Origin of the sequence: Tianweitania sp. (assembly GCF_032053605.1) — a bacterium.
Lineage (GTDB): Bacteria > Pseudomonadota > Alphaproteobacteria > Rhizobiales > Rhizobiaceae > Tianweitania.
Window position 1 is genome coordinate 8,756 of the sequence record NZ_DAMBUH010000003.1, and the last position, 24,408, is coordinate 33,163.

General features: G+C 62.2%; 17 protein-coding genes and 1 pseudogene. 14 read left to right on the forward strand and 4 right to left on the reverse strand.

What is annotated here, in order from left to right; genetic code table 11:
• Positions 1-116: 116 nt before the first annotated feature.
• The 9 genes and pseudogenes from RTX98_RS01345 (at position 117) to RTX98_RS01385 (ending at position 11,653) form a co-directional block, all read left to right on the forward strand.
• Entirely contained in the window at positions 117-548 is a 432-nt protein-coding gene (locus RTX98_RS01345; RefSeq protein WP_312794052.1) for a hypothetical protein, read from the forward strand.
• A gap of 86 nt (positions 549-634) precedes the next feature.
• Complete coding sequence (gene ccmI / locus RTX98_RS01350; protein WP_312794053.1) at positions 635-1,774, forward strand: c-type cytochrome biogenesis protein CcmI; 1,140 nt, start codon at positions 635-637, stop codon at positions 1,772-1,774.
• Positions 1,771-2,208 (forward strand): cytochrome c maturation protein CcmE, encoded by a 438-nt coding sequence (gene ccmE, locus RTX98_RS01355; protein ID WP_312794054.1) that lies wholly within the window; start codon positions 1,771-1,773, stop codon positions 2,206-2,208. The genes ccmI and ccmE overlap by 4 nt, the downstream gene beginning before the upstream one ends.
• 15 nt (positions 2,209-2,223) lie before the next feature.
• Complete coding sequence (locus RTX98_RS01360) at positions 2,224-4,203, forward strand: heme lyase CcmF/NrfE family subunit (protein WP_312794167.1); 1,980 nt, start codon at positions 2,224-2,226, stop codon at positions 4,201-4,203.
• Between the two features lie 10 nt (positions 4,204-4,213).
• Positions 4,214-4,669, forward strand: a complete 456-nt coding sequence (locus tag RTX98_RS01365) for a cytochrome c-type biogenesis protein (protein WP_312794055.1) — start codon at positions 4,214-4,216, stop codon at positions 4,667-4,669.
• A 143-nt stretch (positions 4,670-4,812) separates the two neighbouring features.
• Positions 4,813-6,372: a Do family serine endopeptidase gene (locus tag RTX98_RS01370; RefSeq protein WP_312794056.1), complete on the forward strand. Its 1,560-nt coding sequence runs from the start codon at positions 4,813-4,815 to the stop codon at positions 6,370-6,372.
• A gap of 185 nt (positions 6,373-6,557) precedes the next feature.
• Positions 6,558-7,232: a response regulator transcription factor gene (locus RTX98_RS01375; protein ID WP_312794168.1), complete on the forward strand. Its 675-nt coding sequence runs from the start codon at positions 6,558-6,560 to the stop codon at positions 7,230-7,232.
• 31 nt (positions 7,233-7,263) lie between these two features.
• The gene (locus RTX98_RS01380) at positions 7,264-8,718 is read left to right on the forward strand and encodes an ATP-binding protein (protein ID WP_416223043.1); all 1,455 of its coding nucleotides are present in this window, start codon (positions 7,264-7,266) and stop codon (positions 8,716-8,718) included.
• A pseudogene (locus RTX98_RS01385) lies at positions 8,693-11,653 on the forward strand (bifunctional [glutamine synthetase] adenylyltransferase/[glutamine synthetase]-adenylyl-L-tyrosine phosphorylase). The gene RTX98_RS01380 and the pseudogene RTX98_RS01385 overlap by 26 nt, the downstream one beginning before the upstream one ends.
• 8 nt (positions 11,654-11,661) lie before the next feature.
• Here the strand turns inward: RTX98_RS01385 and RTX98_RS01390 are convergent.
• On the reverse strand, positions 11,662-13,992 hold the full coding sequence (locus tag RTX98_RS01390) for a PAS domain-containing sensor histidine kinase (protein ID WP_312794058.1): 2,331 nt from the start codon (positions 13,990-13,992) through the stop codon (positions 11,662-11,664).
• A gap of 138 nt (positions 13,993-14,130) precedes the next feature.
• Positions 14,131-16,788 (reverse strand): aminopeptidase N, encoded by a 2,658-nt coding sequence (pepN, locus tag RTX98_RS01395; protein ID WP_312794060.1) that lies wholly within the window; start codon positions 16,786-16,788, stop codon positions 14,131-14,133.
• Positions 16,789-17,100: 312 nt separating this feature from the next.
• Here pepN and RTX98_RS01400 point away from each other — a divergent pair, with 312 nt between their 5' ends.
• Entirely contained in the window at positions 17,101-18,000 is a 900-nt protein-coding gene (locus RTX98_RS01400; RefSeq protein ID WP_416223044.1) for a DMT family transporter, read from the forward strand.
• A gap of 122 nt (positions 18,001-18,122) precedes the next feature.
• On the forward strand, positions 18,123-19,352 hold the full coding sequence (locus RTX98_RS01405; protein ID WP_312794061.1) for an FAD-dependent oxidoreductase: 1,230 nt from the start codon (positions 18,123-18,125) through the stop codon (positions 19,350-19,352).
• Here RTX98_RS01405 and RTX98_RS01410 read toward each other — a convergent pair whose 3' ends face one another.
• Positions 19,353-20,198 (reverse strand): uracil-DNA glycosylase, encoded by an 846-nt coding sequence (locus RTX98_RS01410; RefSeq protein WP_312794063.1) that lies wholly within the window; start codon positions 20,196-20,198, stop codon positions 19,353-19,355.
• 212 nt (positions 20,199-20,410) lie between these two features.
• Here RTX98_RS01410 and RTX98_RS01415 point away from each other — a divergent pair, with 212 nt between their 5' ends.
• From RTX98_RS01415 to RTX98_RS01425, 3 genes are all read left to right on the forward strand, one after another.
• On the forward strand, positions 20,411-22,135 hold the full coding sequence (locus tag RTX98_RS01415; RefSeq protein WP_312794065.1) for an electron transfer flavoprotein-ubiquinone oxidoreductase: 1,725 nt from the start codon (positions 20,411-20,413) through the stop codon (positions 22,133-22,135).
• Positions 22,136-22,249: 114 nt separating this feature from the next.
• A complete protein-coding gene (locus RTX98_RS01420) occupies positions 22,250-22,522 on the forward strand; it encodes a CopG family ribbon-helix-helix protein (RefSeq protein ID WP_312794067.1) in 273 nt (90 codons plus the stop codon).
• A complete protein-coding gene (locus RTX98_RS01425) occupies positions 22,510-22,803 on the forward strand; it encodes a type II toxin-antitoxin system RelE/ParE family toxin (RefSeq protein WP_416223045.1) in 294 nt (97 codons plus the stop codon). Before RTX98_RS01420 ends, RTX98_RS01425 begins: the two co-directional genes overlap by 13 nt.
• 32 nt (positions 22,804-22,835) lie before the next feature.
• Here the strand turns inward: RTX98_RS01425 and RTX98_RS01430 are convergent, their stop codons facing one another.
• Positions 22,836-24,338 (reverse strand): AMP nucleosidase, encoded by a 1,503-nt coding sequence (locus tag RTX98_RS01430; RefSeq protein WP_312794171.1) that lies wholly within the window; start codon positions 24,336-24,338, stop codon positions 22,836-22,838.
• Between the last annotated feature and the right edge of the window lie 70 nt (positions 24,339-24,408).

Genomic DNA, 24,408 nt, shown 5'->3' on the forward strand with positions numbered 1-24,408 from the left:
TGGCGGGCTCAAAGTGATTGTAGAACTCCCCCGCGCTCATTAGCTATGCTACGTATATAGCTGTGCTATAAGTGCTCGGCAGGCATGCACTTTCCCGATCGGCAGCACCCACGACCATGAAGACAAAAGTTCTTTCCGCGCTTCTCCTGGCCGTTCTTGCCGGATGTTCGACCACGGGTCTGCGCGTGCCGGCCAACAGCTTCGTGCAGCCTACGAAAACCGAAAAGCCAATCGGCGCCGCTCTTCTGGACGCGATGGCAGGCGGGCTTGTCGGTGGAACGATCGGCAAGGAACTCGACAATCGCGACAGGCGCAGTGCGCTGGAAGCCGAGTACAGGGCGCTGGAATATACGCCGAGCGGTCAGCCCGTAACATGGCGCAACCAGCGCGCCGGCCGTTACGGCGAAGTTGTCGCAGCCCAGCCTTACCGCGTCGGATCGCAGGACTGCCGGCAGTACAATCACACCATCTTTGTCGATGGAAATCCCAAGAGCGCACGCGGTTCGGCATGTCGCAACGCGGATGGAAGCTGGACGCCGCTGACCTGATCCAGGCTGAGGTCAGGCCCATCCCAGACGGAAAGCCGCACCCCGCCGGTGTTGGCGAAGGGATTAGCGGGGCGTAAAAGACGCCCATGTTGTTCTGGATCGTTGCCGCCCTGCTGACATTCGGCGCTTGCGTCAGTGTTTTACTGCCGTTCATGCGGCACACTCCCGCGGCTGCGCCCGACAGCGCCTTCGACCTGATGATCTACAAGGATCAGCTTGCCGAAGTGGAACGCGACCATGCCCGCGGCTTGATCGGTCGCGCAGAGGCCGAACAGGCGCGCAACGAGATCGCGCGGCGCATCCTCAAGGCGGATCAGACCAAGGACGAGATCGCCGGCCGAACCGGAGCTGCGGGACGTTGGCTGGCAATGATTGCCGTGCTTTCGGTGCCGCTGGTGAGCTGGGGCGTTTATGCCGCCACCGGTTCGCCCGACCAGCCATCGCAGCCTCTTGAAGCGCGCAAGCAGCAGAACCCCGCCGACAGCCCGGTCAACGACCTCATTGCACGCGCCGAAGCGCATCTGCAGGCCAATCCGCGGGATGGCAATGGCTGGGAAGTGCTGGCGCCGATCTATCTCCGCATCGGCCGCGCAAACGATTCCGTGACGGCCTATCGCAACGCCATCGAGTATCTGGGCTCTACGCCACAGCGCGAAAGCGGTCTTGGGGAAGCCTATGTGAATGTTGCGGATGGCATGATTTCGCCTGACGCCAAAGCTGCCTTCACGCGCGCTTTGGCCGCCGAGCCCAAGGACGGCAAGGCGCGGTTTTACCTTGCCTTGGGCGATGCACAAGAGGACCGCCTCGAAGAGGCGAAAGCGGCCTGGAGAGCGATGCAGGCTGATCTGCCGGACAACTCGTCCTGGAAGGGCGCGGCCACGGCGGCGCTTGCGCAAGCAGGCGAAATGCAGACTGAACAAGCGGCCTCCACGCAGCCCAACCCCAGTGCTGCCGATATCGACAATGCAAGCAGCATGACGGCGGAAGACCGTACCGCCATGATCGAGGGCATGGTCGCCAGTCTCGACGCCAAGCTGAAAGACAATCCCAACGACCAGCCCGGCTGGGAGCGGCTGATCCGGTCCTACCTGGTTCTGGGCAAGCCGGATGAAGCACGCGCCGCTCTGGAGCGCGGCACGGCCGCGTTGGGCAACACGACAAAGGAAGCGGCGGCGTTGCAAGCATTTGCAACATCGCTAGGCATTCCCGAAGCGAGCAAGCAATGACCCGCAAGCAGAAGCGACTGACCGTCATTCTCGGGGCGCTGACCTTTCTAGGCGTGGCGACCGGTCTGACCTTTTATGCGCTCGGACAGCGCACTTCCTTTTTCTACATGCCGGAAGATCTTCAGACTGCAGCGGTTCCGGCCGGCCAGCGCATCCGTTTAGGCGGCCTGGTGGAAAGCGGCACGGTTCTTCGCGGGCAGGGCACGGATGTGGCCTTTTCGGTCACCGACGGCACCGAGTCTGTGAAGGTCGTTTATGCCGGCATTCTTCCCGATCTGTTTCGTGAGGAACAAGGCGTGGTGACCGAAGGCGCGTTTCGCGAAGACGGCACCTTCGTGGCCGACAGCGTGCTGGCTAAGCATGACGAGAACTACATGCCGAAGGAAGTTGCCGAAGGCTTGAAGGCCAAGGGCGTTTGGCAGGAAGAACAGTGATGGGCGGGCATGCCAATGGTTGAACTCGGCCACTTCGCCCTCGTTCTGGCTTTCGCGCTGTCGCTGGTCCAGTCGACCATTCCCATTGTCGGCAGCCAGAAGAACGATGCCCGCTTGATGGCAGTGGCGGGACCCGTTGCCGTGGCGGTGTTTGCCTTGATCGCAGCGTCGTTTCTGGTGCTGACCTGGGCTTACGTCGTGTCCGATTTCTCGGTGCGCAACGTCTTCGAAAATTCCCATTCGATGAAGCCGACGCTCTACAAGATCACGGGAACGTGGGGCAACCATGAGGGCTCGATGCTGCTCTGGGTGCTGATCCTGTCCCTGTTCTCGGCTCTAGTTGCCGCGTTCGGGCGCAATCTGCCGGCGACCTTGAAGACCAATGCGCTGGCCGTTCAGGGCTGGGTGGCATCCGCCTTCCTCCTGTTCATTCTGGCGACCTCCAACCCCTTCACGCGCCTCGTACCTGCGCCGTTCGAAGGTCAGGACCTAAACCCGATCCTGCAGGACATCGGTCTCGCCATCCATCCGCCGCTGCTTTACCTCGGCTATGTCGGCTTTTCCGTCAGCTTCTCCTTTGCCGTCGCAGCCCTGATCGAAGGCCGGATCGATGCGGCTTGGGCACGCTGGGTTCGACCATGGACACTAGCGGCCTGGATCTTCCTGACCGGCGGTATCGCGATGGGGTCTTACTGGGCCTATTACGAGCTCGGCTGGGGCGGGTTCTGGTTCTGGGATCCGGTCGAGAACGCGTCCTTTATGCCGTGGCTGGCCGGCACCGCGCTGCTGCATTCGGCTCTGGTGATGGAAAAACGGTCGGCGCTGAAGATCTGGACGGTCCTGCTCGCCATCATGACCTTCTCCCTGTCGCTGCTCGGTACCTTCCTGGTGCGCTCCGGCGTTCTCACATCGGTCCATGCCTTCGCGACCGACCCCGCGCGCGGCGTGTTCATCCTGGTGATCCTGAGCCTGTTCGTGGGCGGTTCCTTTGCGCTGTTTGCATTCCGAGCGCCGAGCTTGACGGCGGGCGGCGTGTTCCAGCCAATCAGCCGCGAAGGCTCGCTGGTGCTGAACAACCTTTTCCTGACCACCGCGACCGCGACCGTTCTGATCGGCACGCTGTATCCTTTGCTGGTCGAAGCCATCAGCGGCGACAAGATTTCCGTTGGCGCACCCTTCTTCAACCTGACCTTCGGTCCGCTAATGATCCCGCTGCTGGCTCTCGTGCCCTTCGGGCCGTTGCTCGCCTGGAAGCGCGGCGATCTTTATGCGGCAGCACAGCGCCTCGCCTGGGCACTCGGCGGCGCGATCCTGGCCACGCTGGTGGTGATGATCTTCGTTGATCGCACCATGTTGTTTGCGGCACTGGGCATCGGCTTGGCCGTGTGGCTGTTTCTCGGCGCGATCACCGATATCTCGCTGCGGTCCGGCTTCGGCAACACGTCCTTCTCCAACATGCGCCGCCGCTTCTTCGGCCTGCCGCGCTCCGCGCATGGCGCAGCGCTCGCACATCTCGGGCTGGGCGTTGCCTTGCTCGGCATCGTCGCGACGACCGCTTTCCAGAGCGAGCATATCGTTGCCCTGAAGCCCGGGGAAACAACGGACATCGCCGGCCGCAATCTGCGTTTCGAACGGCTCGTTCCGCATCAGGGGCCGAACTATACCGAGGATCAGGCCGTGTTCACCTTGATCTCCGGCAATCGCGAGATCGGCTCGGTTTCATCCGCTAAGCGCCTTTACACCGCTCGTCGGATGCCAACCACGGAAGCCGGCATTATGACGCGCGGTTTCAGCCAGCTTTATGTTGCGTTGGGGGATCCGACCCCTGATGGCGGCATCGTGGTGCGCATCTGGTGGAAGCCGATGGTGACGATGATCTGGCTCGGCCCATTGCTGATGATGATCGGCGGCATCCTGTCGATCTCCGACCGACGCTTGCGGATCGGCGCGCCGGCGCGCCGCGAGGCAGTTCTTGCGCCTCAGCCGGCAGAATAGGATGAGCGCGATGCGAGGCTGGCTTGCGGCAATTCTGATCCTGGTCGGCTTGAGCCTTCCGGCTTTTGCCGTGCAGCCCGAGGAAGTGCTGGCGGACAAGGAGCTGGAGACCCGCGCGCGGACCATCTCCGCCGAATTGCGCTGCCTCGTCTGCCAGAACCAGTCGATCGACGACTCCGATGCCGATCTTGCCAAGGACCTGCGCATCATCGTGCGCGAGCGCCTGACGGCGGGCGACGACAATGAAGCAGTGCTGGATTATGTCGTGTCACGCTATGGCGAGTTCGTGTTGCTGAAGCCGCGTTTCAGCGTCCGTACCGCGCTGCTTTGGGGCGCCCCGCTGCTGCTCCTGCTTGCCGGCGCCACCGTTCTGATCATGAACAGGCGGCAGCTTTCCTCGGAAGCTTCGGCCGAACTCAGTTCGGACGAACGCAAGCGTCTGGACGCCATCCTGAAGGACGGCTGAGCCGCCGCTTCCTGAGAAACGGCTGAGCCGTTGCAGATTACGAAAGTTTCATGCGGCGGACAGCGTCCTGTAAGGAACGCTGCCCTATCTCTAGCCTCAACGAAGTACGGGATCGGACTTCGATGGCAAGGAGATCAGAGACTATGAGCAACTCCAGCAAACCCTCGCTCAGCACGCGCAACCGCTTCCTCGCGGCCGCCGCTTCCGTAGCGATCATCGCAGGCGCCGGGTTCGGCGCTGTGACCAGCGGCACGGTTCCTGTTCTGGCAGAGGCCGTCAGCGTTGCGCCGCAAAACCAGACCACCGGCTTCGGCGACGTCGTCGATAAGGTCAGCCCGGCCGTCGTTAGCGTCATGGTGAAGGGCCAGACCGAAACCGCGATGAACGAAGGCGGTCGCGGTGGACCATCGCAGATGCCGGGCTTTGACGAACTGCCCGACAATCATCCCCTGAAGCGCTTCTTTCGTGAATTCGGTGGACCCGACGGTCAGGGCGAGAGCCGCCGTCCAGAGCGCCGCGGCGGCGAGCGTCACCATCGCAACCAGGAGAGGCCCGTCGCTCAAGGCTCCGGCTTCTTTATTTCCGAGGACGGATACCTCGTCACCAACAACCACGTGGTTGAAGGCGGCGATGCCTATAGCGTCAAGCTGACGGATGGCGCCGAATACGATGCCAAGCTGATCGGTCGCGATCCGCGCACAGATCTCGCCGTGCTCAAGGTCGACAACAAGGGCAGCAAGTTCACCTATGTCGGCTTTGCCGATGATGCTAAGGTGCGCGTCGGTGACTGGGTGGTCGCTGTCGGCAACCCGTTCGGTCTCGGCGGCACGGTGACGGCTGGTATCGTGTCGGCGCGCGGCCGTGACATCGGTGCGGGTCCTTACGACGACTTCCTGCAGATCGACGCTGCCGTGAACCGCGGCAATTCGGGTGGTCCGGCCTTCAACACCAATGGTGAAGTTGTTGGCGTCAACACCGCCATCTTCTCGCCGTCCGGCGGCAATGTCGGCATCGCCTTCGCCATTCCGGCTTCCACGGTGAAGCAGGTCGTGACGACGCTGATGGAAGGCAAGTCGATCGAGCGCGGTTGGCTCGGTGTGCAGATCCAGCCGGTGACGCCTGAGATCGCGGAATCGATCGGCCTGGAAAACGCCAAGGGCGCGATCGTTGCCTCTGCCCAGAGCGACAGCCCGGCGGCCAAGGCCGGCGTGAAGGACGGCGACGTCATCACGGCTGTTGATGGTCAGGCGGTTTCGACGCCGCGTGAACTGGCCCGCGTGATCGGTTCGGCACGTCCCGGCAAGGACGTGAAGATCGACCTGTGGCGCAACGGCAAGGCACAGTCGATCAACGTCAAGCTCGGTGTGTTGCCCGGTGACGAAAAGGCTGCGGCACAAACCGGCGACGACCAGCAGGACGAGGATCTGGCGAGCACGCTCGACGATTACGGCCTGACGGTTGCTCCGTCTGACGATGGCAAGGGCGTCGTGATCACGCAGGTTGATCCCGACAGCGACGCTGCGTCCCGTGGTCTAGAGGCCGGCGACGTGATCGTGTCGGTCAACTCGAAGGAAGTCACCAGCCCGGACGAGGTCGAGACCGCCATCAAGGATGCCGCCAAGGCTGGCCGCAAGCAGGTGCTGGTTCAGGTGACCCGCGACGACGTCAACCGCTTCGTCGCCCTGCCCACCAATCAGGGCTGATTGCCCTGCACGATCCGGCCGGCTTTTCCCTTGAGCCGGCCGGATCGTGGATGACGCCGTCTCCGCTTAGGAGGCGGATTGCGGCAGCGGGCGTCGTGTTCGCTGCTGCCCTTTCAGGAAAGGATCCGATCATGCTCAGCGATTCCTCTTTCCAGCGTCCCGACCTATCCCCATATACATCAGGCATGAAAATCCTTGTCATCGAAGACGATCGCGAAGCCGCGGACTACCTTGAGAAAGCGCTGAACGAGGTCGGCCACACCGTCCATGTCGCGCGTGATGGCGAGTCCGGCTTCGTGCTGGCCGATAACGGCGACTACGATGTCATGGTGGTGGATCGCATGCTGCCGAAGCGCGACGGTTTGTCGGTGGTCGCTGGGCTGCGATCGCGCGGGAATGATACGCCGGTGCTGATCCTGTCGGCACTTGGCCAGGTCGATGACCGCGTAACGGGCTTGCGCGCCGGCGGCGATGATTACCTGACCAAGCCCTATGCTTTCTCCGAACTGCTTGCGCGCGTTGAAGTGCTGAACCGGCGTAGCGGCAACAAGGAGGTCGAGACCACCTATCGCGTCGGCGATTTAGAGTTGGACCGGCTCTCGCATGTCGTGAAGCGGGCAGGGCAGGATGTGACCTTGCAGCCGCGCGAGTTTCGTTTGCTGGAATATCTCATGCGCCATGCGGGCCAAGTGGTGACGCGCACGATGCTTCTGGAAAATGTCTGGGACTACCATTTCGATCCGCAGACCAACGTCATCGACGTGCATGTGTCGCGTTTGCGCTCCAAGATCGAGAAGGGCTTCGACACGCCGGTCCTGCATACGGTGCGCGGCGCCGGCTATATGCTGAAGGCGGGTTAGCGCTTCCGTGTGGGCTCGCCTATCGGCCACGATGAAGACGACGGCAGCTCGGCTGTCGGCGCTTTACCTTCTGCTGTTTGCCGGCTGCGCCATCCTGCTCGTGTTCTACATGACATCCTTGTCCGGTCGCATGCTGGTTGGCCAGATCCAGGACACGATCAACGAGGAAATGGCCGGTCTTGGACGCGCTTACCAGCGCGGTGGGCTGACGTCGCTTGTGCGCGTCATCGAAATGCGTTCCAGGCAGCCCGGCGCAAACCTCTACCTCATTACCGATCCGCAAGGGCGCATTCTCGCCGGCAACGTTCAGAGCCTGCAACCGGGCGTGCTGGACAAGCTCGGCTGGACCGAACGGCCTTTCGGCTATCAGCGTTATGGCGAGGCCGAAGGCGAAAGGCGCGCCACGCGCTACGGTGAAGAAGCAACAATCGATGCCGATCCGACCCAGCCGGTGCATCTGGCGACTGCCGTGGTGCTGCGACTGCCAAACCAGATGATCGTGATGGTGGGTCGCGACCTCGGCGAGCCGGAGCGTTTCCGCCAGGTGGTGCAGCGCGCGCTGATCGTCACGCTCGGCATCATGGGCCTTGGCGCGCTGCTGATCTGGTTCTTCGTTGGACGAACGGCTCTGCGCCGAATCGACCGCATCTCGGAAGCCAGCCGCCGCATCATGGGCGGCGACCTTAGCGGCCGTCTGCCGGTGGAAGGCAGCGGCGACGAATTCGATCGTTTGTCGGAAAACCTCAACGAGATGCTCGCGCGCATTGCAGCTCTGAACGAGGGTCTCAAACAAGTGTCCGACAACATCGCTCACGATTTGAAGACGCCGCTCACCCGGCTGCGCAACAAGGCGGAATCGGCGCTAGGCACGCCCAAGGACACCGCCGAGTATCGCGAGGTGTTGGAGGGCACGATCGCGGAATCCGACCAGCTGATCCGTACCTTCAACGCCATCCTGATGATCTCGCGCCTTGAAGCCGGCTATTCCGCGGAGGCCATGGTGGATGTCGATCTGACGGCGATCGCCCGGGATGTGGCCGAACTCTACGAGCCGGCGGCAGAGGAAGTCGGCGTCACCTTAGAAAGCGCTGTGGATGTGGCCGCGACCGCGCACGGCAATCGCGAGCTGATCGGCCAGGCGCTGTCCAACATTGTCGACAACGCGATCAAATATTCGGCGGGCACGAACGGCGGCTCTCGTGTCGTCGTGTCTTTGACTGCGGATGATGCGGAAGCGCGGCTATCCGTGCGCGACACGGGTCCTGGCATTCCGGAAGATGATCGTGCGCGCGCGACCGAACGCTTCGTGCGGCTGGAGAAAAGCCGCTCGCAGCCGGGTTCGGGACTTGGGCTGAGCCTGGCCAAGGCGGTGATGGGCTTCCACCATGGGCGTTTGGAACTGGCTGACGCCGAGCCCGGTTTGCTGGTATCGATGATCTTTCCGATAATCAGGAAGCCGGATGAAACAGCGGACAGACCGGGATAAACAAGCGGAAGACGGCACACTCTGGTTCGGCCAACCGGTGCAGGCCTTGCCGCCGCTTGATGCCGAGGACGCTCAGGATGCTCTGGCCGACCTTGTCTCTGCCGCGAGAGAGCAGGGTGCATCCCAGCTTGCCTCTCTGTGCAGCAGCAAATCCCCACCGACAGACTTCCTTGGCAGCGTTCTTTCACTGTCGCCCTTTCTGAAAAGCGCCTTCCTGCGGCGCCCCATCGCTCTCGAGGCTTTGTTCAGTCTTCCGCTGGCCAAGCGGCTTGAAGCGATAGAAGCCGACATCCTGGCGCCGGTCGATGGCGAAACGGAAAGCCAGCTGATGACGCGGCTGCGCCGGCTGAAGGGGGAGGCGCATGCGCTGATCGGTCTGGCGGATCTCTCGCGCACGCAAGACACGCAGGTCACTATCCACCAGTTGTCCAGCCTTGCCGATGCCTGCCTTGGTGCCGCCGTGCGCTTCCTACTGCGAGACGCGCACAACAGTGGCAAGCTTAAGCTGCCAAACCTAAACGAGCCTGAAGAAGGCAGTGGCTGGATCCTGCTTGGCATGGGTAAGCTCGGCGCACGCGAGCTGAACTTTTCTTCCGACATCGACCTGATCGTTCTGTTCGATCCCGCAGCCCCCGCCATCCCCAACCGCGATGAAGCGGGCGAGTTGTTCGTGCGGCTGACGCGGCGCCTGGTGCGCATCCTGCATGATCGCACTGGCGACGGCTACGTTTTCCGCACCGATCTGCGGCTGCGCCCCGATCCGGGCTCCACCCCGCTCGCCATCTCCGTTGATGCCGCGCTGGCCTACTACGAAGCGCGCGGCCAGAACTGGGAGCGTGCTGCGATGATCAAGGCGCGGCCGGTGGCGGGTGACGGGCCGGCCGGCGCGCGTTTCCTCGGCGAGTTGCGGCCCTATGTCTGACGAAAATACTATGCAGCGATTGCCGATGTCCATTCCATCAAGCGCCAGATCCACGCCCATCGCGGCCACGGCGATGTCGCGGTGCGCGGGCACAATGTGAAGCTTGGCCGTGGGGGTATCCGCGAGATCGAATTCTTCGTGCAAACCCAGCAACTGATTGCCGGTGGGCGTTATCCCGAATTGCGCGGACGCGAAACGGTGGCGATGCTGGGAATGCTGGCCGATCAGCGCTGGATCACCACGGAAGCATCTAGCACCCTCGGACGGCTATACTGGTATCTGCGCGATGTCGAGCATCGCATCCAGATCGTGGCGGATGAGCAGAGCCATGTCGTGCCGGAAGAAGACGAAGGCTTTTCCCGCATCGCGCGCCTGATGGGCTACGAGCAGGACGACGCTTTTGCCGATGACCTTCGTGCGGCGCTGAACTCTGTCGAAAAGCATTACGCCGCTCTGTTTGAAACAGCGCCGAAGCTGTCGGACGACGTCGGCAATCTCGTTTTCACCGGTGATGTCGACGATCCCGACACGCTGCAAACGCTGACCGTGCTCGGCTTCGAGCGTCCTTCCGACATGATCCGCCTGATCCGTGGCTGGCACTTCGGGCGTTATCGCGCCACGCGTTCGGCCGAAGCGCGCGAACGGCTGACCGAACTAACGCCGGCGCTTCTCCAGGCCTTCGGCGAAACGCGGCGGGCTGACGACACGGCGATCCGCTTTGATGCGTTTCTGTCCGGCCTGCCCGCGGGCATCCAGCTGTTCTCCCTGCTCCAGAACAATCCGGCACTGCTGCGGTTGCTCGTCACGATCATGGGCGCTGCACCGAGGCTTGCGGAAACGATCACCCGCAGCCCGCATGTCTTTGACGGCCTGCTCGATCCCGCGCTTCTATCGGAACTGCCCAGCCGCGATTATCTTTCCGGCCGCCTCGTGACCTTTTTGGAGGGTGCACCCAGTTTTGAGGAAGCACTTGATCGGCTGCGTATCTTTGCGGCCGAGCAGCGCTTCCTGATCGGCGTGCGACTTCTCACTGGCGCGATCGATGCGCCGCGTGCCGGTCGCGCTTTCTCGGACCTCGCAGACCTCACCATCGGCCATGCCTTCGCGGCTGTGGAAGCCGAAATGGCGCAGCGGCATGGGCGCATACCGGGCGCGCGATCGGTGATCCTTGGCATGGGGAAGCTCGGTAGCCGTGAGCTGACGGCGGGTTCGGATGTCGACCTGATCCTGATCTACGATCACGACGAGACGGCGGAATGGTCCGATGGCGACAAGCCGTTGGAGCCCTCGCGCTACTTCGCGCGGCTGACACAACGGCTGATCGCAGCCGTTTCAGCGCCGACGGCCAAGGGCATCCTCTACGAGCTCGACCTGCGATTGCGCCCGTCCGGCAACAAGGGGCCTGTCGCGACCCATATCGATGCCTTCCGCAAATACCAGCAGCAGGACGCCTGGACCTGGGAACATATGGCGCTGACACGTGCCCGGCCGGTTTCCGGCGACGCCACGCTCGCGGCTGAACTGCAAACCGAGATCGCCGCGATCCTCGCAGCTTCTCGCAAGTCAGGCGAGGTGAAGGCGGCTGCGGTCGAGATGCGCGACCTCCTGGAGCAGGAAAAGCCCGCACGCGATGCATGGGATCTGAAGCTCGTTCCCGGCGGGTTGATCGATCTCGAATTCATTGCGCAGGTGGCAAGTCTCACTGGCGCGGTTCAGGCCGGACCGGATCATGAGACCAGCACAGCCGCCGTGCTCGCCCAACTCGATCCCGATTTTGCCGATGCAGGCGCTGTCGAGACGCTTGCGTCGGCCCATCAGCTTTATACGGCGGTCACGCAGGTCATCCGCCTCTGTGTCGTCGGCGATTTCGACAAGACCGACATGCCGCCGGCACTGGCCGATATCCTGTTGCGGGCAACCGATACCCCCGAACTTTCCGTCCTCGACGCGCTGCTTGTGGACACCCAGCACAACGCGCGCACGATCTTCGATCGCCTTCTTCGCCGCAAATAGCGGTGCGATCAGGCAGCGCGCAGTTGTGAATGCTGTTGAGCGGGCAGGCGGACCGAAACGACCGTTCCCGAACCTTCCACCGAGCGGATCTTCAGAGAGCCGCCATTCAGCTCGGCGAGCGACCGCGAGATGGCGAGGCCGAGGCCGGAGCCGGTGTGGTTCTTCGACATTTGGTTTTGCACCTGCTCGAAGGGCCGCCCGAGCTTGCTCAGCGCGTCTTTCGGGATGCCGCAGCCATTGTCTTCGATCGTCAGCATCAAGGCACCCGCGGCGTGGCGCGCCCGGACCGATATGCGCCCACCCTGGCCGGTGAATTTTACCGCGTTCGACAGGAGGTTGATCGCAATCTGCTTGACGGCGCGCTTGTCGGCAAAAGCCGTGAGCGTGTCGGCGATCTTGGTGTCGATGGTGATCGCCTTGGCCTGCGCCTGCAGGGCAACCACCTTCACCGCTTCGGTGATGAGCGATGCAAGGTCGACTTCCTCGCGGTCCACGGTGAAGTGGCCAGCTTCGATCTTCGACATATCCAGGATGTCGTTGATGACGCCGAGCAAATAGGTGCCGCTTGAATTGATGTCTCGGGCATATTCGGCATAGCGCTCCGAGCCCAGCGGACCGAAGAAGCCGCTCGCCATCAGTTCGGAAAAGCCGATGATGGCGTTGAGAGGAGTGCGCAGCTCATGGCTCATGTTGGCGAGGAATTCGGACTTGGCGCGGTTGGCGGCTTCGGCGCGTTCCGTTTCGTGCATGTATTTGGTGTTGAGGTCGGCGAGTTCCGCCACGCGCTCTTCTTCGGCGCGGCGCGCAAGGCTGAGATCGTGAATGGTCGCCATCTGGCGCCGCTCGCTTTCGGTTAGCCGCTCCTGATGCTGTTTCAGCTGCGTGATGTCCGAACCCACCGACACGATGCCGCCGTCGCGAGTCCTCAGCTCGTTGACCTGCAACCAGCGGCCATCGGCAACCTGGCGCTCATAGGTCGCGCCGCCGAACGGGCCGTTCGAATTGGCAAGGCGACGCTCGAATACGAACTTCGTCATGCGTTGCTCGATCGCGCGGCGATCGGTGCCTTCCGCAAGATCGTCCAGCGACAAGCCCACATCGCCCGCGAACTTGCTGTTGCACATCACCAGACGGTTGTCGGCGTCCCACAGCACGAAGGATTCCGAGATGCTCTCGATTGCCGTGCGAAGGCGCTGATCGGCGGCTTCCGATTGTTGAGCCAGCGTGCGCTGTTCGGTGACATCCACCGCGATGCCGATCAGGTGAATCTCGTCGGCGTCCGGATCGACGACGGTCGCGCGGGCCCGCATCCAGACCCACTGACCCTCGGCATTGCGCATGCGGAAGATGTGGTCGATCTGATCGGTTTGCTTCGACACGATGCGGTTAGCCAGCGCGAACAGATCGCCGTCGTCGGGATGAATGATCTCCGCCACATCGCCGAAGGACAGCATGGAGTCGAAGGCTTCATAGCCCAGCATGTCATACATGGAGCGCGACCAGTACATGCGGCCGCGGTGAAGATCCCAGTCCCAAAGCCCGCAACGGCCGCGCACAAGCGCCAGATCGATACGCTGATGCGCTTCGAGATAGATCCGGTCGGCGGAGCGGGCGCGCGAGGCTTGGCCGAAATAGGCATACAGGATCACGATCATCACGCCGGCTGTCAGCACGTAGAGCGTGACGTTGAGCGACACGGTCTTGCGCCATTCCGCAAACACGGCTTCGTGCGAAATCATCGAAATGGCGCCGGCCGAACGGTCCGGCATCAGGCTCATGGCCGCGTACCATTCCTCGCCGTTCATCGACACGGTAAGCACGCCGGCGCGCTCTCCGAACAGGAACAGCGGCTGGCCGCCGATGATGACCTGTTCCAACGAACGGTCGAGCAAACCGGTCTGGTCAGGTGAAACCGCCGTGACCTTGAACTTGGCGTCGGTCAAAGCGAGCACATGGTGATTGCTGAGCGAGCTGAAACCGCGCGCATAGTTCAGCGTGCTGCTCGACGCAGCTTGGCGCGCTTCCGGCGTGTCGCCGGCATGCTCGTAGCCGCGAATGATATCAGCCGCAGTCAGCGCCAGGATCGTGCGAGCATTGCGCTCAACCTCGTCCTGCGAGGTCATCAGCGAAAGAACGCGCGTGGCGGCCACGACAATCAGGAAAACGACGATCAGGCTGGGGATCGAACGGCGCAGAATCGGCTCGGCCGCAAGCAGGCGCTGATACGCTGGATGCGCAAGCGAGCGGGCTGTTCCCGCCAGTGCTGACCGGTGCTTCGCTGCGCTTGCTCGCGCATGCGTCCGCTTACCGTCCGCGCGCCACGCGTCCGCCTTTCCCATCAATGGGCCCCCGAATTGCTCTTGCTACTGAAAAGATCCGAGAACGCCGCACTGCCGAATCTAACCTAAAGAATCAGACCCGATTCGCCGTGTCCAGCCCCTTTGGTCGGCTTTGCCGCCAAGCGTTGCAAAGAAGACTCAAGCCAGCGTCCGTTCGACGATGTCGCGCAGGTCCGATGACAGGTCCTTGTGCTGGCTAATCGCGACCAAAGCTTGGCGGGCCTTGTCCTGCCTGCCCGGTTCCAGCGAGCGCCAAGACCGGAAAGAGGTAGCGATGCGTGCGGCCACCTGCGGATTGCGGCGCTCGACTTCAAGCACGGCATCCGCGAACAGCTTGTAGCCGGAGCCATCCGCTGCATGGAACGCCGTCTGGTTGGCCGCCGCGAACGTACCCACCAGCGAGCGCACACGGTTAGGGTTGTCGATCGAGAACCCGCTGTGGCGCATGAGCTCGCGCACGGTGTCCACAGTTGCCGTGCCGGGCACCGTCGCCTGGATCTGGAACCACTTGTCGATCACCAGCGGCTCAGCGCGGAAGCGGCTTTCGAAATCTGCAAGCGCTGCAACGGCTTCCGGCGATCCGCTCTGGCGGTGGGCCAGCACGGCGAGGGCCGCAGCGCGATCCGTCATGTTGGTTGCGCTTTCATACTGGCTGGCGGCACGCTTCACGTCACCTGCTGGCGCTGAAAGATAATCGAGCAGCACGTTGCGCAGCGAGCGTCGGCCCGCATTGGCCGCGTCGGGGCTGAACGGACCGCTTGCCGCCATCTCATCGTAGATCGCCGCAAAGCCATCCGCATTGGCCGATCCGATGGCGAGCACCAGCGCATTGCGGGCTTGGAGGATGGCATCGGGATCAATCGTCTGGCCGATCTCGCGCGCAATATCGCCTTCGCCGGGCAGGGACAGCGCCAGCGCGCGGTAAGCAGGTTCCAGCGCTTCGTTGCCCGCCGTATCACCCACCAGCGCCAGCAGGGCTGGTTCGAACTCCGGCGTGCCGCCGCCGCGGATGGTGCGATAGGCTTGCGTCAGAGCCTGCGTATAGAGCGTCGTTAGCGCCTGCCAACGCGCGAACAGGTCGCTGTCATGCCGCGCCAGGAAGATGCGGTCTTCGGCCGTCTGCTCCATCGCCAGCATGATGGGAGCGGAGAAGCCGCGATTAATGGAGAGCACGGGACGCTCGGACACATCGGTGAAGCGGATCGTCTGGTGGCGCTTGCGCAGGTGGATAACGTCGCCTTCAACGCCATCACCCGCAGGCTTCGCCGCGATGTCGCGACCATCCTGCCCCACAAGACCGAACTGCAGGGGAATGTGCATCAGCCGCTTGCGGCTTTCCGTCGGCGTCGGCGCCAGGGCTTGTTCCAGATGCAGGGTGACTTCCCGCTTGTCGGCATCATGGCGCATGGCGACCTGCACGCTCGGCGTACCGGCCTGATGATACCAAAGCGCAAATTGCGAGAGGTCGCGGCCGGAGACTTCCTCGAACACTCGTAAGAAGTCTTCGATAGTCGCTGCATCGCCATCATGGCGCTCGAAATAAAGATCCATGCTTCGCCGAAAGTCTTCCGCACCAAGGATGGTCCGGATCATCCGAACGACTTCCGAGCCTTTTTCGTAGACCGTCGACGTGTAGAAGTTGTTGATCTCGCGATAGCGTCGCGGACGCACGGGATGAGCCAAGGGTCCTTGGTCTTCGGGAAACTGCTGCGCCCGCAAGCCCCGCACTTCCGCGATGCGCTTCACCGCCCGCGAACGCTGGTCGGCCGAGAACTCGTGATCGCGAAAAACGGTTAGCCCTTCCTTGAGGCAGAGCTGGAACCAGTCGCGGCAAGTGATTCTGTTGCCTGTCCAATTGTGGAAATACTCATGCGCGATCACCGCTTCGATGCCGGCATAATCGGCATCGGTTGCAGTCGCTTCATCGGCCAGAACATATTTGTCGTTGAAGATGTTGAGGCCCTTGTTCTCCATCGCGCCCATGTTGAAGTCGGACACGGCGACAATGTTGAACACGTCGAGATCATATTCTCGACCGAACACTTCCTCATCCCAGCGCATCGAGCGCTTTAGTGCGTCCATTGCGTAGGCCGCGCGCTCTTCCTTGCCGTGCTCGACATAGATGCCGAGCTCGACCTCACGGCCGCTGACTGTGGTGAAGCTGTCCTTGATCGAACCCAGATCGCCGCCAACCAGCGCGAAGAGATAGGACGGCTTGGGGAAGGGGTCGTGCCAAACCGCATAATGCCGGCCGCTATCCAGCGCGCCGCTTTCCACCGGCCCTCTTTCCACTAGATTGCCGTTGGACAGGAGTAGCGGCGTTTCCTTGCTGTCCGCTTCGAGCCGCACCGTATAGACCGACAAGACATCCGGCCGATCCAGGAAATAGGTAATGCGCCGGAAGCCTTCCGCCTCGCATTGCGTTGTGTAGTTGCCGCTCGAGCGATAAAGGCCGGACAGCGCCTTGTTGTGCTCTGGCGCGATCTCCGTCTCGATTACGAGCGTGAACGTGTCCGCCTGAGGCAGTTCGTTGATCGTCAGCCGGTCGGGCGTCGCCGTATAGCTTGCCGCATCCAGCACCTTCCCGTTGATCGCAAGGGAGCGCAGTTCCAGCTCGTCGCCATCTAGCACAAGGGCTGCGTTAGGCGGCTGACCACTGCGCGTGCGGATCGTCAGCTCGGCTTGAACCAGCGTCTTCGTTGGATGCAGATTGAAGGTCAGCTTGGTTTCCGGGATCAGAAATTCGCTCGGCCTGTAATCCTCAAGCTTGAACACTTGGCCTGTGTCGACGCGCATTCCGGTATCCTCGGGAAAAGCCGCACCGGCTGAACGGAGGCGGCGGGATCGCTGATGCGGCCTTCATATTACGGATGCCGTGCCGAAACAAATCGACAACACCCCCGTGGCCTAGCACTTTCGCCCGGATGAATGCTGGCTTGCGCCAGCCGATTCACTTAAGCGGGGTGCAACGCAATTCGAGCCTGTTCAGCCTTGTTGCTTGAGCATGGCATTTCACCGATAGCGGCGGACTTAGAATTGAAACCTCCTAGCAGAGCTGCCTCCAGGCGCTACGAACCGAGTGACTCGCGTCCGCTGCTGGCGATCGGCTTGAAAGTGTCGTCGATCCTGGTGTTCCTTGGCATGAGCATCTGTTTGAAGGCAGCCGGCGACGTACCGCTCGGCCAACTGGTGTTCTACCGCTCGGCCTTCGCCATTGTCCCGATCATGCTCATGCTGGCCTGGCAGAACAAGCTTCTGCGCGGCTTCAAGACCCAACATCCCGCGAGCCATATTCTGCGCGGTCTGGTTGGTGTTGCTTCGATGGGCCTTCAGTTCTTCGCGCTGACCCACCTGCCTTTGCCGGAAGCCGTGACGCTGAACTACGCGCAGCCCTTGTTCGTGATCGTCTTCAGCGCCGTCTTCCTGGGCGAGATGATACGCGCCTATCGCTGGGGCGCAGTCTTGTTTGGACTGGTTGGCGTCGTCATCATTTCCTGGCCGAGCCTTTCGCTGTTCACCTCCGGGGAAGGTTTCACCAACGCGCAGGCGGCCGGCGTGACAGCAGCGCTGACCGCCACCGCCGTCTCTGCCGTTGCCATGTTGTTGGTGCGCCGGTTGGTGAAGACGGAAGAAAGTGCCACCATCGTCCTGTGGTTTTCGCTGACCTCGACCGTTGCCGGCCTCCTGACGCTGCCCTTCGGCTGGGTCTCGCTCAGCGGGCCGCAACTCACGCTTCTTGTCACCGCCGGTCTTTGCGGCGGCGTCGCGCAGATCCTGATGACCGAAGGCTACCGCCACGCTGAGGTGTCGACCGTCGCACCATTTGAATACACGTCCATGATTTTTGCGATCGCCGCCGGTTACTTCCTGTTCGGAGAAGTCGCGTCGGTCAACATGATCATCGGCGGCCTGATCGTTGTCGCCGCCGGGCTTTTCGTTATCTGGCGCGAACATCGTCTTGGCCTGGAACGGACAGCTGCAAAGAAGGCGTCGTCTCCGGGTGTGTAGAACCCCGGCGAAGACTTCCCTGCCTGGCGCAACGTTTACTTTGGGATGAAAGATGCTTCGATCTTGATCCCGTGCGGGCCGAATGCCACGACAGTGTCGTTAAGGCAGGGAAGACTTTGATCATGGCGGATTGCATTGTTCTCGGCGCGGGTATGGTGGGCGTCAGCACCGCGCTTGCATTGCAGGCAAAGGGGCGTTCGGTGGTCCTGGTGGATCGTCGCGGTGCCGGCGAAGAAACCAGCTACGGCAATGCCGGCATCATCCAGGGCGAAGCCGTCGAGCCCTACGCCTTTCCCCGCGATCTCGGCTCGATGGTGTCGATCGCGCTCAAGCGTGGCAACGAGGTGAACTGGAATCTCACCTCTTTGCCGAACTGGGCCGCACCCGTCCTGCGTTATTTCCGCCATTCAAGCCCAGCACGCTACAAGACGATCTCGCAGACTTATTCGCAGCTGATCCACCGTGCGACAGCCGACCACGCGCCTTTGATCCAGGCATCCGGCTCCGACAACCTCATCCAGCGCGATGGCTTCCGCCAAGTGTTCCGCTCGCCGAAGCGCATGGAAGAGGGCGCCCGCACGGCCGAGCGCCTGCACGAGGCCTATGGCGTCGGCATCAGCATCGAGACGGCAAGCGAGCTGAAGGCGGCCGAGCCCAATCTGCGCCGCGATCTGCAAGGCGCCGTGCGCTGGACCGAGCCATGGACCTGCTCCAGCCCAGGCGGGCTTACCGCGAACTATGCGCGCTTGTTCGAAGAGCGCGGCGGTCGCTTCGTCAGCGGCGATGCCACGACGCTCGAACAGGTCGGCTCCGGCTGGCGGGTCAAGACGGATGACGGCGTGATTGAAGCGTCTGACGTCGTCGTGGCGCTCGGTCCGTGGTCGCCGGAACTGCTGAAGCGCTTCAACTACCGTATCCCCATGCTGTTCAAGCGCGGCTACCATCGTCACTATCACGGCGGCAAGAGCCCGACGGTCGCGATTATGGATGCCGAAAACGCCGCCATCATCGCGCCTATGATCGCTGGCTCGCGTGTTCTCACCGGCGCCGAGCTGACGCATTTCGATGCCGCACCAGCCTTGCGCCAGCTCAACCGCGCCGAGCGCAGCATCCGTGAGCTGTTCGACCTCGGCGAGCCGGTCGAGAACGAACCCTGGTGGGGCAATCGCCCCTGCATGCCCGACATGCTGCCGGTTGTTGGTGCTGCGCGCCGTCACAAGGGCCTGTGGTTCAACTTCGGCCACGGCCATCAGGGCTTCACGCTCGGACCCACCACGGCAGCGCTGCTCGCCGACAAGATGGTGGGCGAGGGCGATAACGCGCTGGTGGATCGCCTGTCGCTCGAGCGCTGATCAGGCGCTTTTCAGCCGCGCCTTGATCTCCAGGAAGTCGCGCCATGCAAGCTTCTTGTGCGCGGGGTTGCGCAGGAGATAGGCCGGATGCAGCGTCGGCATGGCGGGGATCTCCATGCCTCCAGGTGTCTGGTGCACCTTCCAGCTGCCGCGAATGCGCATGATGCCTTCCTTCGCTTGCAGGATCACCTTGGCCGACGGATTGCCCAGCGTCACAAGCACCTTGGGCGCCGCCAGTTCTATCTGACGCTCGATAAACGGGCGGCAGATTTCGGTTTCCAGCGGCGAGGGATCCCGATTGCCCGGTGGCCGCCACGGAATGACATTGGCGATGTAAGCGCTGTCGCGATCAAGCCCGATCGCCGCAAGCATACGGTCGAGCAACTGCCCGGAGCGACCGACAAAGGGCCGTCCTTCCAGATCCTCATCGCGCCCCGGCGCTTCGCCGATAAACATGATCGGCGCTTCCGGATTGCCGTCCGAGAACACCATCTGCTTGGCGGTGAACTTGAGATTGCAGCCGTCGAAGCTGTCCAGCAGTCCGCGTAACTCTTCCAAACTCGCTGCCGATCGGGCCAGCTCGCGCGCCCGCGCTGCTTGCGCTTCGGCCGGGATGGTTGGCTGACTGAGTGGTGCGGCGGCAATCGGTGCGGCTGGAACAGGTGCCGCCTTGGGCGCGGATGGCCTTGAGGATGGCGCAGCCGCGGGCGTGTCTCCACGCGGCATGACCCGCTTAGCGCTTTCTGCAAACCGATCATGCGGCTCGTCATCCAGCGCATCGCTGTAGCCGGCATCGGCATAAAAGCGCAGCAGCGCTTCAATATCGGCATCGATCCTGTCGGGCATGATGCCCTTTTCGGCTTCTCTTGAAGCGGATGCAAGCGCCGGATCGCAAGAGGCTGGAAAGAGCGCGAACCGCAGTTTAGAAAACTTCCAAAGACGCGACGTTTTGCGCCGTTCAAGGTGCGAAAAAGACGTGCCCCCGCGAGGAAACTTGCGTTATGCACGATCTAACAGGTGTTTGGAGGCGCTCGGGAACAGCGCCCCGGAGGGAAGTCATGGACGAGATCGAACGCGAAAGCATGGAATTTGACGTGGTGATCGTGGGCGCAGGTCCCGCTGGTCTCGCCGCCGCCATTCGCTTGAAGCAGGTCAACCCGGATCTTTCCGTCGTGGTGCTGGAAAAGGGCGGCGAAGTCGGCGCCCATATCTTGTCTGGTGCCGTTGTGGATCCCACCGGCATCAACCAGCTGCTGCCGAATTGGCGCGAGGATGCCGATCATCCCTTCAAGACGCCGGTCACCAAGGACCAGTTCTTCCTGCTCGGGCCGGCAGGCTCGCTACCGCTTCCCAACTTCCTGATGCCGCCGCTGATGAACAATCACGGCAACTATGTCGTGTCGCTCGGCAATGTCTGCCGCTGGCTGGCGACGAGGGCCGAAGCTCTTGGCGTCGAGATCTATCCCGGCTTTGCGGCCACTCAGGTCATGTATAACGACGAAGGCGCTGTGATCGGCGTTATCACCGGCGACATGGGCGTTGAGCGCAACGGCGAGCCCGGCCCGAACTTCGCACCCGGCATGGCGCTGCTCGGCAAATATGTGCTGCTGGGCGAGGGCGCGCGAGGCTCACTGTCCAAGGTCATCATCAAGAAGTTCGGTCTGGATGGGGGACGCGAACCCGGCAAATACGGCATCGGCCTCAAGGAGCTCTGGCAGGTCAGCCCTGAAAAGCATCAGCCCGGCCTCGTGCAGCATTCCTTTGGCTGGCCGCTGGATCGCTCCACCGGTGGCGGCTCATTCCTGTACCATCTCGAGAACAACACGGTGGCCGTCGGCTTCGTGGTGCATCTTAATTACAAGAACCCCTACATTTCGCCCTTTGAAGAGTTCCAGCGCTTCAAGGCACATCCTCGCGTTCGCGACACGTTTGAAGGAGGCAAGCGCCTGTCTTACGGCGCGCGCGCGATCACCGAAGGCGGCTACCAGTCCGTGCCGAAATTGTCCTTCCCGGGCGGCGCCCTGATCGGCTGTTCGGCTGGCTTCGTCAACGTGCCCCGCATCAAGGGTTCGCACAACGCCGTCCTGTCCGGCATGATGGCGGCGGACAACATCGTCGAAGCGCTGGCTGCCGGCCGCGCCAATGACGAGTTGATCGGCTACGAAAATGCCTGGCGCGATTCCGCCATCGGCAAGGACCTGTTCAAGGTCCGCAACGTCAAGCCACTCTGGTCGAAGCTGGGTATCGCCGGCATTGCGCTCGGCGGCTTGGATATGTGGCTGAACACGCTTTTCGGCTGGTCGCCGTTCGGCACGATGAAGCACGGCAAGCCGGATTATGCGTCGACCGAACCCGCTTCTAAGCACCGCCCAATCGCCTATCCGAAGCCGGACGGAGTGCTGACCTTCGACCGCCTGTCTTCGGTGTTCCTGTCCAGCACCAACCACGATGAGAACGAGCCGATCCACCTGCAGGTGCTCGACCCGGCATTGCAGAAGCAGTCCGAACTCGGCGTCTTCTCCGGCCCTTCAACCCGCTACTGCCCGGCCGGCGTTTACGAATGGGTGGATGAAGACGGCAATTCTGTTGCCGGCGGCCCGGCTGCGCCGAAGGGCGAGAAGGGCAGTGAGAACCGCGACGAAGGCAATGCGCGCGAGGCTCGCTTCGTGATCAACGCGCAGAATTGCGTGCACTGCAAGACCTGCGACATCAAGGACCCCAACCAGAACATCAATTGGGTCCCACCCCAAGGCGGCGAAGGGCCGGTCTACGCCAACATGTAAGTGTTGTCGCGGCCGGCATGGATCCGCAGAAGAAGGGTGTTGACCAAGTTGGACACCTAGTCGTCAACACATTATGGTATTCCCAAGTACTACTAATTGGTGTGTGAGGCTGGTATGGCCACGTCATTGAAGATCGACGACGCCCTGAAGGGGCGGGTCCAACAGCTTGCGAGCCAACGTCGCCGCTCAGCACACTGGATCATGCTTGAAGCCATCCAGCAATATGTCGAACGGGAAGAAGCCCGTGAGAGCTTCACGCAGGAAGCTTTGAACGCGTGGGAGAGCTACAAGGAAACAGGTCGCCACTTGACCGGCGTAGAAGTGGGTGACTGGCTGAAAAGCTGGGGCACCGACGAGGAAAGGCCGGTGCCGGAGTGCCACGATTAATCGTCACCGAGGTTGCGGCTCAAGGACTGGAGCGCTGCCGGCGGTTTATCGCGACCAAGACACCTGAAGCTGCGATACGGGCCGGTCAGGTGATCGAGCGGCAACTGTTGCTGCTGAAAACCAGCCCCGATATCGGCCGGCCATTGCTCGAGATGCCTGAGTTGCGCGAGTTGGTGATAGCCTTCGGCAACTCTGGCTATGTTGCTCTATATCGCTACGAGCAGGCCGATGATGTCGTGTATGTCCTTGCTTTCCGGCATCAGAAAGAAGCGGGCTACTAAATTGCCCTGCCTCGCCGGATGATTGTCAGCCGCTACTGGAACGCCGTTTCCGAGAACGAGCGCAGCTTGCGCGAATGCAGCCGTTCCAGCGGCATGTTGGCGAGCTTTTCGAGCGCGCGTATGCCGATCGTCAGGTGTTGCGACACCTGCCGCTTGTAGAAGTCGGTCGCCATGCCCGGCAGCTTCAACTCACCATGCAGCGGCTTGTCGGACACGCATAACAGCGTTCCGTATGGCACACGGAAGCGGAAGCCGTTGGCGGCGATCGTCGCGCTTTCCATGTCGAGGCCAATCGCGCGTGATTGCGACAGCCGCTGCACCGGTCCGCGCTGATCGCGCAGTTCCCAGTTGCGGTTGTCGATCGTGGCGACCGTCCCGGTGCGCATGATGCGCTTCAGCTCGTAGCCGGACAGCCCGGTAACCTCCGCCACCGCCTCCTGCAGCGCGACCTGCACCTCGGCCAGCGCGGGGATCGGCACCCAGACCGGGAGGTCGTCGTCGAGCACATGGTCCTCGCGCACATAGGCATGCGCCAAGACATAATCGCCCAGCGCCTGCGTGTTTCGTAGCCCCGCACAATGGCCGAGCATCAGCCAGACATGCGGGCGAAGCACTGCGATATGGTCGGTGATTGTCTTGGCGTTGGACGGACCGACGCCGATATTGACCATCGTGATACCGGCGTGACCCGGCTTGGTCAGATGATAGGCCGGCATCTGCGGCAGGCGGATCGGCACCGCACCCTCCCGCGCCTCGTTCTGGCCGGGAAGCGTGATGAGATTGCCGGGCTCAATGAAGCTGTCATACCCGCCGCCACCCTCGGCCATCAGCTTGCGCGCGAAGGCGCAGAACTCGTCGATATAGAACTGGTAGTTGGTGAACAGCACAAAATTCTGGAAATGCTGCGGCCCGGTCGCCGTGTAATGCGCCAGCCGGTGCAGTGAGTAATCGATGCGCTGTGCCGTGAAGGGTGCAAGCGGAGCCGGTTCGCCGGGGGCGGGCTCATAGGTGCCGTTGGCGATCAAATCGTCGGTCGCATTCAGGTCCGGCACGTCGAACATGTCGCGTAGCGGCCGCGTGATTCGCTCCGCCGCAGCCCCTTCCACATAGGTGCCCTCGAAGAAGGCAAAATGCAGCGGGATGGGCGTCTCGGATTCCTGCACGATGATCGGCACCCCGTGATTGCGGATGATCAGGTGCAACTGTTCCAGCAGGTAATGCCGGAAAAGATCCGGCCGCGTCACCGTCGTCGTATATTGCCCCGGCGCCGGCATATGGCCGTAAGCATGGCGCGAGTCGATCATCGCGAAGGACGAAGTGGTGACGGAGATCTCTGGATAGAAAGCGCGGTAGCGATGATCAGCATTGCCGCCTTCGGCCAATGCCGAGAAACTGTCGCGCAGAAAGCGTGTGTTGCGCTCGTAAAGCCAGATCAGCGCATCCACCGCCTCCTCGGCATTGGTGAAGCTCTTGCGGCCATAGGCTTCAGGCCCTGAGATGGCCTCGATCGGTGTCGGGTAGATTCGCTTTTCCATGACCCAATATAAGGGCACGCCCCTCTTTGTGGGAGAGGCGTAGCGGCTTCATATTGCGAAGCCGTGACGC

What these genes read in the sequence shown, in the direction of transcription:
- RTX98_RS01345 (WP_312794052.1), top strand. Translation starts at nt 117, where the DNA reads ATGAAGACAAAAGTTCTTTCCGCGCTTCTCCTGGCCGTTCTTGCCGGA.
- ccmI (WP_312794053.1), top strand. Translation starts at nt 635, where the DNA reads ATGTTGTTCTGGATCGTTGCCGCCCTGCTGACATTCGGCGCTTGCGTC.
- ccmE (WP_312794054.1), top strand. Translation starts at nt 1,771, where the DNA reads ATGACCCGCAAGCAGAAGCGACTGACCGTCATTCTCGGGGCGCTGACC.
- RTX98_RS01360 (WP_312794167.1), top strand. Translation starts at nt 2,224, where the DNA reads ATGGTTGAACTCGGCCACTTCGCCCTCGTTCTGGCTTTCGCGCTGTCG.
- RTX98_RS01365 (WP_312794055.1), top strand. Translation starts at nt 4,214, where the DNA reads ATGCGAGGCTGGCTTGCGGCAATTCTGATCCTGGTCGGCTTGAGCCTT.
- RTX98_RS01370 (WP_312794056.1), top strand. Translation starts at nt 4,813, where the DNA reads ATGAGCAACTCCAGCAAACCCTCGCTCAGCACGCGCAACCGCTTCCTC.
- RTX98_RS01375 (WP_312794168.1), top strand. Translation starts at nt 6,558, where the DNA reads ATGAAAATCCTTGTCATCGAAGACGATCGCGAAGCCGCGGACTACCTT.
- RTX98_RS01380 (WP_416223043.1), top strand. Translation starts at nt 7,264, where the DNA reads ATGAAGACGACGGCAGCTCGGCTGTCGGCGCTTTACCTTCTGCTGTTT.
- RTX98_RS01390 (WP_312794058.1), bottom strand. Translation starts at nt 13,992, where the DNA reads ATGGGAAAGGCGGACGCGTGGCGCGCGGACGGTAAGCGGACGCATGCG.
- pepN (WP_312794060.1), bottom strand. Translation starts at nt 16,788, where the DNA reads ATGCGCGTCGACACAGGCCAAGTGTTCAAGCTTGAGGATTACAGGCCG.
- RTX98_RS01405 (WP_312794061.1), top strand. Translation starts at nt 18,123, where the DNA reads ATGGCGGATTGCATTGTTCTCGGCGCGGGTATGGTGGGCGTCAGCACC.
- RTX98_RS01410 (WP_312794063.1), bottom strand. Translation starts at nt 20,198, where the DNA reads ATGCCCGACAGGATCGATGCCGATATTGAAGCGCTGCTGCGCTTTTAT.
- RTX98_RS01415 (WP_312794065.1), top strand. Translation starts at nt 20,411, where the DNA reads ATGGACGAGATCGAACGCGAAAGCATGGAATTTGACGTGGTGATCGTG.
- RTX98_RS01420 (WP_312794067.1), top strand. Translation starts at nt 22,250, where the DNA reads ATGGCCACGTCATTGAAGATCGACGACGCCCTGAAGGGGCGGGTCCAA.
- RTX98_RS01430 (WP_312794171.1), bottom strand. Translation starts at nt 24,338, where the DNA reads ATGGAAAAGCGAATCTACCCGACACCGATCGAGGCCATCTCAGGGCCT.